This window comes from Maribacter thermophilus, assembly GCF_001020565.1.
Lineage (GTDB): Bacteria > Bacteroidota > Bacteroidia > Flavobacteriales > Flavobacteriaceae > Maribacter > Maribacter thermophilus.
Map to the genome: position 1 here is coordinate 1,215,923 of NZ_LDAS01000001.1, position 12,572 is coordinate 1,228,494.

General features: G+C 38.5%; 11 protein-coding genes. 7 read left to right on the forward strand and 4 right to left on the reverse strand.

Annotation, left to right across the window (positions count from 1 at the left end; translation table 11 throughout):
• Positions 1–3 precede the first annotated feature (3 nt).
• The 3 genes from AB657_RS05320 to AB657_RS05330 all read left to right on the forward strand — a co-directional run bounded on the left by AB657_RS05320 (position 4) and on the right by AB657_RS05330 (position 2,416).
• Positions 4–450 (forward strand): type I restriction enzyme HsdR N-terminal domain-containing protein, encoded by a 447-nt coding sequence (locus AB657_RS05320; protein WP_047245540.1) that lies wholly within the window; start codon positions 4–6, stop codon positions 448–450.
• 12 nt (positions 451–462) lie between these two features.
• Positions 463–1,467: a glycosyltransferase family 2 protein gene (locus AB657_RS05325; protein ID WP_047245541.1), complete on the forward strand. Its 1,005-nt coding sequence runs from the start codon at positions 463–465 to the stop codon at positions 1,465–1,467.
• Positions 1,468–1,561: 94 nt separating this feature from the next.
• Entirely contained in the window at positions 1,562–2,416 is an 855-nt protein-coding gene (locus AB657_RS05330) for an OmpA/MotB family protein (RefSeq protein WP_047245542.1), read from the forward strand.
• A 95-nt stretch (positions 2,417–2,511) separates the two neighbouring features.
• On the opposite strand, the gene AB657_RS05335 is transcribed toward AB657_RS05330, so the two are convergent.
• The 3 genes from AB657_RS05335 to AB657_RS05345 are packed head-to-tail and all read right to left on the reverse strand — an operon-like array spanning position 2,512 to position 6,363.
• Positions 2,512–3,132 (reverse strand): L-threonylcarbamoyladenylate synthase, encoded by a 621-nt coding sequence (locus AB657_RS05335; protein ID WP_047245543.1) that lies wholly within the window; start codon positions 3,130–3,132, stop codon positions 2,512–2,514.
• A gap of 12 nt (positions 3,133–3,144) precedes the next feature.
• The gene (locus AB657_RS05340) at positions 3,145–3,993 is read right to left on the reverse strand and encodes a glycoside hydrolase family 16 protein (RefSeq protein ID WP_047245544.1); all 849 of its coding nucleotides are present in this window, start codon (positions 3,991–3,993) and stop codon (positions 3,145–3,147) included.
• Between the two features lie 45 nt (positions 3,994–4,038).
• On the reverse strand, positions 4,039–6,363 hold the full coding sequence (locus AB657_RS05345) for an ATP-dependent helicase (protein WP_047245545.1): 2,325 nt from the start codon (positions 6,361–6,363) through the stop codon (positions 4,039–4,041).
• A gap of 134 nt (positions 6,364–6,497) precedes the next feature.
• Between AB657_RS05345 and AB657_RS05350 the strand changes: the two genes are divergently transcribed.
• Genes AB657_RS05350 through AB657_RS05365 form a run of 4 tightly spaced genes read left to right on the forward strand, consistent with a single transcriptional unit; the run spans position 6,498 to position 10,710 of the window.
• A complete protein-coding gene (locus AB657_RS05350) occupies positions 6,498–7,046 on the forward strand; it encodes a DsrE family protein (RefSeq protein ID WP_047245546.1) in 549 nt (182 codons plus the stop codon).
• Between the two features lie 10 nt (positions 7,047–7,056).
• Positions 7,057–8,364 carry an amidohydrolase gene (locus AB657_RS05355; RefSeq protein WP_047245547.1) on the forward strand — a complete coding sequence of 436 codons (1,308 nt, stop codon included), beginning with the start codon at positions 7,057–7,059 and terminating at the stop codon, positions 8,362–8,364.
• 16 nt (positions 8,365–8,380) lie between these two features.
• Positions 8,381–9,922, forward strand: a complete 1,542-nt coding sequence (locus tag AB657_RS05360) for an FMN-binding glutamate synthase family protein (protein ID WP_394332520.1) — start codon at positions 8,381–8,383, stop codon at positions 9,920–9,922.
• Between the two features lie 14 nt (positions 9,923–9,936).
• Positions 9,937–10,710 (forward strand): OmpA family protein, encoded by a 774-nt coding sequence (locus AB657_RS05365; protein ID WP_047245549.1) that lies wholly within the window; start codon positions 9,937–9,939, stop codon positions 10,708–10,710.
• A 71-nt stretch (positions 10,711–10,781) separates the two neighbouring features.
• On the opposite strand, the gene AB657_RS05370 is transcribed toward AB657_RS05365, so the two are convergent.
• Positions 10,782–12,461 carry a hypothetical protein gene (locus AB657_RS05370; RefSeq protein WP_047245550.1) on the reverse strand — a complete coding sequence of 560 codons (1,680 nt, stop codon included), beginning with the start codon at positions 12,459–12,461 and terminating at the stop codon, positions 10,782–10,784.
• Between the last annotated feature and the right edge of the window lie 111 nt (positions 12,462–12,572).

The window sequence follows — 12,572 nt, forward strand, 5'->3', positions numbered from 1 at the left end:
ACCATGCAACCACTTAATTTTCCAGGTTACACCTTCAGGTTCAAAAATAGGCAAAATAAAGAGCTCATTTTTGACATAGTCCGTAAAAAATTTATGGTGCTTACTCCCGAAGAATGGGTTAGACAACATGTGGTACATTACCTTCATATGAACAAAAGCTACCCTTTAAGCCTCATAAATGTAGAAAAACAGATCGTTCTCAACGGACTAAAAAAAAGATACGACATTGTGGTCTTTAACAGCGATGGCAGTATACACATATTGGTAGAATGCAAGGCTCCCCATATTCGTATTACCCAAGAAACCTTTGATCAAATAGCCCGGTACAATTTTAATCTCAATGCTACACATCTTATGGTGACCAATGGATTAGAGCACTATTCTTGTCAAATGTTGTTCGATGAGGAAAAATACAGGTTTTTAAAGGAAATTCCTGAATTTAGCCGTTAATTTGCAGTCGTTTTGAAAATCGCTGTTGTCATACTCAATTGGAACGGAGAAGTGCTGTTAGAGCGCTATCTTCCTTCTGTCCTTAAGTTTTCGGAGGACGATGTGGATATTTATGTAGCAGACAATGCATCGACCGATGGGTCCATTGATTTTTTAAGAACAAACCATCCTACTGTCAAAATAATTCAAAATACGGCCAACGAAGGTTTTGCCAAGGGCTATAACGATGCTTTAAAACATGTTGAGGCAGATATCTTCTGTTTGCTCAATTCTGATGTAGAGGTTACTAAAAATTGGTTGGAACCCATAAAAAAAGCCTTTACGGAAATGCCCGAGGCAGCGGTGATCCAACCCAAAATATTAGACCTGTTAAAACAAGATCATTTTGAATATGCAGGTGCCGCTGGTGGCTTTATAGATCAGCTAGGGTATCCTTTTTGCAGGGGAAGAATATTTCAAAGTCTCGAGAAAGATAAGGGCCAATACAATGACATAAAGGAGATTTTCTGGGCAACCGGAGCTTGTATGTTCGTTCGCAGTGCCATTTTTAAAGAACTAAATGGTTTCGACGAAGATTATTTTGCCCATCAAGAAGAGGTTGATTTTTGTTGGAGAGCAAAAAACCAAGGACATAGAATTTATTACGTAGGACACTCAAAAGTATTTCATCTTGGCGGATCTACCTTAAGCAACATGAACCCCAAGAAAACTTATTTAAACTTCAGAAACACCCTATTCTCCATAACCAAAAACTTACCTCGCAGAAAGGCATTTCTTATTATTGCCATACGCTTATTATTAGACGGTATTGCTGCCCTACGCTTTATAATGCAACTTAGGTTTAAGCATTGTTTTGCAATCTTAAGGGCCCATTTGAGCTTCTATAGACAGTTTAGAAAAATGTACAAGAAAAGGGAAAAAGCTAAATTTATACTAAAGTACTATACAACGAAGTCCATTGTGTGGTCTTATTTCGTAAATGGAGTAAGAAATTTTAACATTTTAGTAAAAGATTAACTAAGTACCAGAATAAACGAATGACAAAATATATAATTTTGGTACTGATGTTTAAGAATAAGTAAACCACAATCAATAAATATAGAATACAACTATGAAAAAAATCATTTTAGGGTGTCTTGGAGTAACTCTTTTATTATCTTCTTGTGTTTCACAGAAGAAATATTCAGATCTTGAGGCAAAACAAAAAGAAACACAAGATTTATTAAATTCAGCAACTGTTAAGCTTAACGATTGTTTAGAAGAAAAAGCAACTACCGCTTCTAGACTTCAAACTTTAGAGGATCAAAATGCTTTCTTGAAGGCTAATAATCAAGAACTCATCAACAACATGGGCAACTTGACTACTTTGACTACCAAAGGAGCTGAAAACTTAGAAAAATCGTTGGAAAGTCTTCAAGAAAAAGACTTGACTATTCGTAAGTTGAACGATGCTATTACAAGAAGAGATTCTGTTAACCTATCTTTAGTACAAAGCCTAAAAGGAGTTTTGGGCAATTTGGACGATGAGGATATAGAGATCAGTGTTGAAAAAGGTGTGGTATTCGTTTCTATATCTGACAAATTATTGTTCAGCAGTGGTAGCTACAATGTAACCAGCAGAGCTAAAGAAGTACTAGGTAAAGTTGCAAAAGTCGTTAACAACAAACCTGATTTTGAGTTTATGGTAGAAGGCCATACAGATGACGTACCTTACAGAGGCAGAGGTGGTGTATTGTTAGATAACTGGGATTTGAGTGTAAAACGTGCAACAGCCGTGGTACGTATTTTACAAAACGATTTCAATGTTGATCCTAAGCGTATGACCGCAGCAGGTAGAGCAGAGTATGTTCCTGTATCGCAAACAGAAAAATCAAAGAACAGAAGAACAAGAATTGTAGTTCTTCCAAAAATTGATCAGTTCTACAGCATGATCGAGGATGGAATGAAAGATCCTGCCATTAAATAATTTCCTATAATGGAGTAAATTAAAAGCGGCCTTTTAAGGCCGCTTTTTTTATGTTCTTACGACAGACAGTTTATTAAAAAACTATGCTGAAAAGATTAAAAAATGCTTAAATCACCTTTTCCTTCCCTTAAAACTTCGGGTTGCCCTGAAGATAGATCTATTACGGTAGAGGCCACATTATCACCATATCCACCATCGATTACTATATCTACTAAGTTTTCCCATTTCTCGTAAATCAATTCTGGATCGGTCGTGTATTCGAGCACATCGTCTTCATCACGTATAGAAGTAGAAACAATAGGGTTGCCCAAACCTTCTACCAATGCCTTGGAAATAGTATTGTCCGGAACACGTATACCAACTGTTTTCTTCTTTTTAAAATCTTTAGGAAGATTGTTGTTGCCCGGAAGTATAAAGGTATATGGCCCAGGTAGAGCTCGTTTTAAAATTTTAAACGTGGCCGTATCAATTTGCCTAACATAATCAGAAAGATTACTTAGATCTGCACATACAAAAGACCAATTCGCTTTTGCCAACTTTACCCCTTTGATTCTAGCGATCTTTTCCAAGGCCCTAGAGTTGGTAATATCGCACCCTAATCCGTACACTGTATCGGTAGGGTATATTACGAGCCCCCCTTTTCTTAAAACCTGTACCACTTTACCAATTTCCTTTGGGCTCGGGTTTTCTTCATATATTCTTATAAGTTCTGCCATATCATTAAAAATTTACATTTTTTGATAAACCCTAACATAATCTATTTCCATTGTAGCGGGAAAAGTAGCAGCATCGACTCCTTCTAAACCTCCCCAGTTTCCGCCAACCGCAATATTCAATAAAAAATAGAACGGCTTTGAGAACGGCCAATTATCGGTATTTGCATCGGTCGGTCTTAAAAAACTGAGTTTTACATTTTCTTCTTCGTCTATGTAAAACTTTAAATATTCATCGGTCCACAAGAGACCGTACACATGAAACTCTTCTTCGATAGTTTGCAATGGTACCGGCCCCGAGGTCACTTGTGTACCCTGTATATGGTTGTTGGCCGTACTATGAATAGAAAAATGTGTTTCGTTAGGACTATAACTAACATACTCCATAATATCTATTTCTCCACAAGCCGGCCATCCTACAGAATCTATATTGGAACCCAACATCCAGATAGCGGGCCATATACCTTTACCTTTTAGCTCGGGAATCTTAGCACGTACCTCTATTTTTCCATACGTAAATTCTTTTCTACTATTAAGTCTTGCCGAGGTGTATTCACTACCCCCAACATTTTCTTTACGTGCCGTAATCTTAAGAGTACCCCCACTTACTTCTACATTCGAATTTTCCAGATAATTTTGAAGTTCGTTGTTTCCCCACCCGTGGTTACCAGTTTCAAAACGCCAATTATCAAGAGATAGGCTATCACCTTCAAACTCATCGGCCCAGACCAATACCGCATCTTTCCAATAATCATTTGAAAAAACGTCCTTTTCTTTATTCCCGATGTTCAAAGTTTCTTGACAAGAAGAAATTGATACATAGAATAAACAAAACACAGTAAAAAACTTGTTTTTACCTATCATAACAATCGTTTTGATCGCCTAAAGAAACTTATATGATCACATCTCTTAAAGCACCTCTAATTTAGCAAACCTAAGTAGTAATTTTTTCACATCGCCTTGATCAAACTTAATTTCGGCTTTTCTATCGTTTCCTACCCCCTCTATCTTTAACACTTTACCCCTACCAAAACGGGTGTGGTTCACTACCGAACCTTCCTTTAAGTTAGGGTCTATTGTATTTGAGTTTCCTATAGGCTGAGCTAGTTGAGGCTTAATTTTTCTCAATTTTTTCAGTTGGTTCAAGTTGGGCTTGTCTATAGTCGGAGGCGTCCCTTTTTTGGGTTTGTTTTGCCGAAGTTTGCTTTTGTCTACTTCCCCAAAAATATTGGCATTGATCATTGATTTATAGCGGTACCCACCATCTACCGGAGTAAGGTTTTCCACATATTTTTCATCAATTTCCTCTAAAAACCTACTGGGCTCCGCATCTATCAACTTACCCCAACGGTATCTATTCTGCGTATAAGTGAGGTATGCCTGCTTTTCTGCCCGTGTTAGGGCCACATAAAAAAGTCGACGCTCTTCCTCAAGTTCGCTACGGGTGTTCATGCTCATTCCCGAAGGAAAAAGGTCTTCTTCCATTCCCACAATATAGACAAAGGGAAACTCGAGTCCTTTTGCCAAGTGAATGGTCATTAAGGCTACACGGTCATCATCTCCAGTATCTTTGTCCAAATCGGTTGCCAAGGCAACATCTTCCAGAAACTCGCTTAGTCCACCAGTGGCATCCGCTACTTCTTTTTGCCCCTCAACAAAATCCTTTATACCGTTAAGAAGTTCCTCTATATTCTCCATTCTGGCTATTCCCTCGGGTGTACCATCCTTTTTAAACTCCAGCAAAAGCCCTGTCTTTTTAGCAACTTGCTCTGCCAAGGCAAAGGCATCGGAAGTTTGGTTCATGATCTGAAAACTTTTGATCATTCGCACAAAGTCTTCCAACTTTCTTTTGGTTCCGGAATTTATCTTTAAATCTATTTTAGAGATATTTTCCATGACCTCGAACATAGAACGCCCATAATGGTTTGCCGCAACCACCAGTTTATCTATGGTGGTTTGCCCTATTCCCCTTGCTGGGAAATTAATGACTCTTTTTAATGCCTCCTCATCTTTAGGGTTAATGATCAAGCGTAGGTATGACAATACATCTTTGATCTCTTTTCGTTGATAAAACGAGAGCCCTCCATATATTCTATAAGGTATATCCCTTTTTCTTAAGGCATCCTCTATGGCCCTTGATTGAGAGTTGGTACGGTATAGTACGGCAAACTCGCCATTGGACATCTGGTGCTGCATTTTATTTTCCCAAATAGAACCGGCTACAAACCTTCCCTCTTCTGCATCGGTAATGCTTCTATGTATTTTAATGGGGCCTCCTTCATCATTATCCGTCCAAACCACCTTTTCCAATTGGTTCTTGTTCTTCTCAATGATAGAATTCGCGGCATTCACAATGTTCTTTGTAGACCTATAATTCTGTTCTAGACGGTACATTCCAACATTTTCATAATCGCGTTGAAAATTAAGAATGTTGCTAATGTTCGCCCCTCTAAACGAATAGATACTTTGCGCATCGTCCCCTACCACACAAATATTCTGAAAACGATCCGCAAGAGCCTTTACTATCAGGTATTGTGAATGGTTGGTATCTTGATACTCATCTACCAAAATATACCTAAAACGGTCTTGATATTTCATTAAAACATCTGGGTAACGGGTCAATAACTCGTTCGTCCGCAAGAGCAGATCATCAAAATCCATAGCCCCTGCCTTAAAACAACGTTCTACATAGTTTTGGTAGATATCGCCAATACGCGGCCTCTTTGCCATGGCATCGGCCTCCATAAGTTCTGGATTGTTAAAATATGCCTTTACGGTTATTAAACTGTTTTTGAACGAGGAAATTCTGTTCTGTACCTGCTTGTACTTATAAATATCCTTATCTAAGCCCATCTCTTTAATAATGGACGCTATTAAACGTTGAGAGTCTTGGGTATCATAAATGGTAAAGTTACTGGGGTAACCCAGTTTATCACCATCATACCTGAGCAATTTGGCAAATACCGAGTGAAAAGTACCCATCCATAGATTTTTGGCCTCTGAAGCACCCACGATACTGGCAATACGATCTTTCATTTCGCGTGCTGCCTTATTGGTGAATGTCAATGCCAAAATATTAAAAGAATCCACTCCTTGCTCCATTAGGTATGCTATTCTATATGTAAGCACCCTTGTCTTTCCGGACCCGGCTCCGGCTATTACCATTAGCGGTCCGTCTTTATGCAGTACCGGCGCCCTTTGGGCATCATTCAATTCATCTATAAAAGAACTCAAGATATCATCAGTTTTAAAGTGTGAATTTAGCTATTATTAAGCGATACCAGAAAAGATGTTTTTTAGAATTATAAACAATATGCAATAATAATTTATCGCTTTTGAATATCTTTAACCGCACAAACTCAATCTCCATGGCAAGCTTCTCCATAAAACCAAATCTACTTGTAATTTTTATTCTTTTAATGAACGCTACGTTTGCCCAAGAGAAAAAGAGCGGACCGATAATTGAGAACTATGGTAAGGTTTGGACCGTAGAAAACCCCGATTTTAAAGTTAATAAGAATACCACTTTTAAAGCTGTCTTTGATATTATGAATTCACCCGAAGATAGCTCTCAACTTAATACATCTATAGAAACAGCCGCAAGATTCTTAAATATGCACGCCCAAAGCGGTGTACCGTTAGCACAGTTGAAAGTCGCCTTGGTAGTGCACAACAAGGCCTCCAAAGATGTTATTACCTCTAAAGCCTACAAAGCAAAGTATGGAGTGGACAACCCAAACGAAGATTTGCTCAAGGTATTGATGGAAGCTGGCGCGCAGGTTATTTTTTGCGGACAGTCCTCCGCATCAAGAGGTTACCCAAAAGAAGATTTAATAGACGGCGTACAACTGTCATTATCTGCCATGACAGCGCTTATACAATTACAGGACGACAACTATAGACTGATCAAATTTTAATATATATAATATGAGAAAATTAGGAATATTGGCCATGCTTCTTTGTGGTATTGCCATACAGGCCCAAAGTCGTTTGGACAAAGATTACAAGGATATTGAAGACAAAGTAATCGAATGGAGAAGATATTTTCACGAACACCCAGAACTCTCTAACCGCGAGTTTAAAACTGCTGAAAAAATAGCGGAACATCTAAAAAGTTTGGGCATAGAGGTAGAAACCGGCATAGCCCACACAGGTGTTGTAGGTATTCTTAAAGGTAAAAAGCCCGGAAAAGTGGTCGCCTTACGTGCAGATATGGACGCCTTACCCGTCACAGAACGAAACGACCTTCCTTTTAAGAGCAATGCCACCTCTGAATATATGGGAGAAGAGGTCGGGGTGATGCACGCTTGTGGACATGACACGCATGTAGCCATACTTATGGGTGTCGCCGAGGTTTTGTCCAAAAACAAGGACAAGATAAAAGGTACGGTGAAATTTATTTTCCAACCTGCGGAAGAAGGTGCCCCTCCAGGAGAAGAAGGTGGTGCGGCCTTAATGGTGAAAGAAGGAGTCTTAAAAAATCCGGATGTTGATGCCATATTTGGCCTTCACATTAACTCACAAACCCCGGTCGGTATGATCAGGTATAAGTCTGGTGGCACCATGGCGGCCGCTCAGGTGTTTGAAATCAAGGTAAAGGGGAAACAAAGTCACGGCTCCCAACCTTGGTCCGGTGTAGACCCTATTTTAATCAGTGCCAAGATTATAGACGGTCTGCAAACCATTGTCAGTAGAGAAATGAACTTGACCAATGAAGCCGCCGTTATTACCGTCGGTAAAATTTCCGCAGGGGTAAGAAGCAATATTATTCCTGAAAGTGCAGAAATGATAGGTACCATCAGAACCTTGGATTATGACATGAAAGACAAGTTGAACAAACGTATGGTCGAGATGGTCAGCACCATTGCCCAAGCATATGGGGGTGAAGCTACATGCACCATTACAGAGGCTACCGATATCACCTATAACCACCCAGAGCTTGTAGAACAAATGTTGCCTACTATAAAAAGGGTTGCAGGGGCAGAAAATACCGTAGCACAAAAAGCCGTTACCGGTGCCGAGGATTTTTCTTATTTCCAAAGAGAAGTACCCGGATTTTTCTTCTTTTTAGGAGGGATGACACCCGGAAACACGGAGTCTTACCCCCACCACACACCAGATTTCAGAGTAGATGACAGTGGTCTATTATTAGGTGTCAAAGCTTTAACTGAAATGAGTTTAGATTATTTAAACAGTAATAAAACCCCCAGATTGGACGTTAAACCCAAAGGTTAAATTCATGATTTATTTTATGGCATTTTTAAACGGTTTTCCGTGGTGGGCTTGGATTGCCCTTATTCTTGCATTAGTTGCATTTTGGGATATTTTTATCCAAAGAAAACATACTATTAAACATAATTTTCCAATCGTTGGACATCTTAGGTATTGGTTGGAAAGTATTGGTCCGGAAATGCGGCAGTACTTTGTGGCCAACAACAGGGAAGAACTTCCCTTTAACCGTATTGAAAGAGGATGGATCTATGCCTCCGCAAAAAAAGAAAACAATTACGAAGGTTTTGGTAGTGATAGGGACCTCTATGCACATCAACATGTTTTTATAAAAAATAGAATGATGGCCTACAAGGTACCTTCTGGCCACCCAAACGAATCCGACCCTACTTTTATGCCATGTGCCAAGGTCATAGGTGCCTATAATCAAAGAAAGCATCCTTTTAGGCCCGCGAGTATCATCAACGTTTCCGCTATGAGCTTTGGTTCCTTGTCAGCAGCTGCCGTTGAGGCAATGAACAAAGGCGTAAAAAAAGCAGGGGCTTATCATAATACTGGAGAAGGCGGTTTGTCTCCATACCATAAACAAGGAGGAGATGTAATCTTCCATTTTGGTACCGGTTATTTTGGGGTAAGAACTCCCGACGGTAATTTTTCTATGGAAAAAATGAAAAAACTGGTTTCTGAAAACCCTTGTATCAAAGCTATAGAAATTAAGTTATCGCAAGGTGCAAAACCCGGAAAGGGAGGCGTTTTGCCCGGGGCTAAAATAACCCCCGAACTAGCGGAGATAAGAGGTGTAGAAGTTGGTAAAGATGTACTATCACCCGCAACACATAAAGCTTTTTCCTCTGTTCCAGAATTGATGGAACTTATAGAAAACATTGCGGATGAAACTGGGTTGCCCGTTGGTATCAAAGGAGCCATTGGAAAATTGGACCAATGGGAAGAACTGGCCGATCTAATGTTGACCACAGGCAAGGGGCCAGACTTTATTACGGTAGATGGTGGCGAAGGTGGCACGGGTGCCGCTCCCCCTTCATTTGCAGACCATGTGTCATTACCATGGGTATACGGTTTTTCTCGTTTGTACCGAGTATTCTTGGATAGAAAATTAACCGACAGAATTGTTTTTATAGGAAGTGGCAAACTTGGATTTCCGGCAAAAGCGGCCATGGCCTTTGCCATGGGGGTAGACTGTATAAATGTGGCACGTGAGGCCATGATGAGCATAGGTTGCATTCAGGCACAAGTATGCCATACCAATCGATGCCCGACCGGAATCGCAACACAGAACAAATGGCTTCAGAAGGGAATAGACGTTCCCTTAAAATCGGATCGCCTAGCCCAATACTTTAAAACCTTCAAGAAAGAATTTTTAGAAATTACCCATGCCGCAGGTTACGAGCACCCATGTCAATTTACGATGGACGATGTACAGGTAAACGTAGATGACAACGACCTAAATAAGAGTCTTGCCTCTACTTATGGCTATAATAAAGCAAAAGTTGCTTTTAACGGTGTTCAAGAATTAAAAGACTGTTCGTATCTTGGCGGCAAATAAAAAGATGATTAAATATGAATAAATTTTTATCCTTTTTTATAGTTGTTTTATTAGCGTCCATTCATTTAAATGCGCAGAAGAAGAGCGAGTTAATATCTCAAAACCAAGAGCTGAAATTCCAATTAGATTCTATTACACGTTTAGTTTCGGATGCAAAGCACAATGAAAAAGTAAGTGTTTTAAAAGCTGATGAACTACAAAAACAGGTTACCGAGTTACAAGATGCGAATGCGACCTTGTTAAAAAACCTGAACAGTTTTGCTGCACTTTCTAGCAAAAACACCGAAAATATAAATAAGACCCTAGCTACTCTAGAACGAAAAGAGGCCCAGTTAAAGAGTATTGTTGACGGTGTAACCAGTAACGACTCTACGGCGGTGGTCATCGTAACCAACTCAAAACAGGTTTTAGGTGAAAATGCAAAAGTTCAAGTAAATAATTATGGATCCGTAATTATTTCTGAAAAGTTGGATTTCTATTTTGCCAATGGCATGGGAACCACGCTTCTGGCACCGGCCAAAGCCTATTTAGAAAATGTAGCTAAAGTAATCAACGCCAACCCAAAATCTATGGTCACCGTTTCTGGCCTAAGTATGACCGGCGAATTGGATATTGCCTTAGATCAGGCGGCTACCGTAGCCCAAGTACTTATTAAAGATTATGGAGTGCCGGGAGATCGTATAAACGTAAAAGGTGTAGATGGCGGTTTAAAAGAATCGTTGCAAATAGAAATACATCCAGATTATAAAAGTTTTTATATGACGGCAAAGGATGATGTAAAGAATTAAAAAAACCGCTATATGGCGGTTTTTTTAATTTTATGCTATGGTATATAATGTCATATATTCTTTCGACCATATTAATGGTTCTTAAAAGAACTATATCTTTCCCAAGGAAAACGTTGTAACATAGATTTACCTTCTTCACTTACGAGGGGAAAAAGTAGCATTCTATATTTTTCCACATCGGTATAAGGGAAATAATCAAATGAAACGTTCTTGTTTATAATTTCGAAATAAGAATCATAAGCCTCATAGTCCATAGCCGAAATGGCTGTTAATTCAAAATTGCTAAAAGTTTTAAAAAAATTATCGGTCATCTGTTCTTTAATCTCTTCCGGAATCTCTAATTTAGGAAAACTCATATAATCTTCCCCTTCTTCAAAAGTCTCAATATACCAAGATTTTACATTAAATTTATTTCCCTCAGATTCTATTTTTTCAAAATATAGAGCGTATAAATCAACTTCAGGATTATTTGCAATTATTTCATATCCAAGGTCTGTTTCGTTTACACTAGCTTGCCAATTGGGCATATTTATATCCAAATTATCGTCAGAGCCTTTGCTATAATAGACCAAACCATTTTTGCGATAATTAACCTCATTTACATAATACTCGAACATTGGCAATACCGGCAAATCTATATAATCTAATTGCTTCGTTTTATCAAAATTAGATACATTATAGACATCAAAATACTCATTGTTTTCAAAGTCCTGTGTTTTTATATATCCTTTTCTATAGAAACTAATAACCCCTTGATCAGTTTCTGGTAGGGTTAGTTGAATATTGTCCTCTGCACCAACCAATTCATTTGCTTCTATTTGCAGTTCAGTTTCATTGGCCTTAGGGCTAATAACCGTGTACTTATAATTTTCTTTCTTACCATCAAAAAAAGGATTTCTTGATGCCAAAGCATTTGTTCTTATAAGAATAGGTGAATCCGATTCATGTTTTATAGATAACGTAGTTTGTTGATCATCTCCACTTACCTCAGTTATTCCGTAGTTATATCCTTTCGCGTCATAGCCAGAGGAACTGTTTTCAAAAGGCACCCCGTTAAGCTTAACCTCAATTTCATATCTTGGTTCTGTAATATTGCTAGTGTTAAAACCAGGTTTTAAAATACCTAATGGCCTTCTTGTGGTGTGTAAAGTCAATTGTTTATCATCAAAATCGCTCGATGAAGAACCATCATCGTAGATTACCTCGGTGAAAATGGCCTCTTCTTCCTCTACAATCTCATCGGTATATATTTTATTGACCCCCAAAGCTAATTGCTTAACTGCAAGTTGTTGTCCATCTCCGGAATTAACGAACACCCATTTACTATTATTTAAAACCGTTCTACCTTCGGTAACATCATAGATACTTAGTAAATGCTTTATTTCAACAGAGAAAGTCCGGGATGTTTCATTACCGAATTCATCTACCGAAGTAATTACAAACTCTGTAGCGCCGATTTCAATTTCATATGGATTGATCGTCACATTAAATTGTTTTTCAGCACTAGTGACCAATTCTATTCCATTGTGCAATATTTTAGTACTTACACTTGATTCGTCTTCTATTTCTACCGATACTTCAGTAAAGGTTTCGATAACATCTAAAAAACCATTGGCTTCTATTGTAGGGGCCTGTTCATCGTTGACAATAGTATCATCTTCATGTTGATCTTCATTATTGGAATCATCATTTTTACTACACGAGTTGATAGCGATCAAAAGAAATAAAAAAGGAAATAATCTTGTTTTCATATAATGGAACTTAATTTAAATTTTACAATATTCGTTGTTCTATACCACAACAAAATAGTACATAACCAACCTCCTATTACAAAGAGGGTTAGACGCTTAAAATAACAAATA

Coding starts and splice junctions, on each gene's coding strand:
- AB657_RS05320 (WP_047245540.1), top strand. CDS start 4: ATGCAACCACTTAATTTTCCAGGTTACACCTTCAGGTTCAAAAATAGG.
- AB657_RS05330 (WP_047245542.1), top strand. CDS start 1,562: ATGAAAAAAATCATTTTAGGGTGTCTTGGAGTAACTCTTTTATTATCT.
- AB657_RS05335 (WP_047245543.1), bottom strand. CDS start 3,132: ATGGCAGAACTTATAAGAATATATGAAGAAAACCCGAGCCCAAAGGAA.
- AB657_RS05340 (WP_047245544.1), bottom strand. CDS start 3,993: ATGATAGGTAAAAACAAGTTTTTTACTGTGTTTTGTTTATTCTATGTA.
- AB657_RS05350 (WP_047245546.1), top strand. CDS start 6,498: ATGGCAAGCTTCTCCATAAAACCAAATCTACTTGTAATTTTTATTCTT.
- AB657_RS05355 (WP_047245547.1), top strand. CDS start 7,057: ATGAGAAAATTAGGAATATTGGCCATGCTTCTTTGTGGTATTGCCATA.
- AB657_RS05360 (WP_394332520.1), top strand. CDS start 8,381: ATGGCATTTTTAAACGGTTTTCCGTGGTGGGCTTGGATTGCCCTTATT.
- AB657_RS05365 (WP_047245549.1), top strand. CDS start 9,937: ATGAATAAATTTTTATCCTTTTTTATAGTTGTTTTATTAGCGTCCATT.
- AB657_RS05370 (WP_047245550.1), bottom strand. CDS start 12,461: ATGAAAACAAGATTATTTCCTTTTTTATTTCTTTTGATCGCTATCAAC.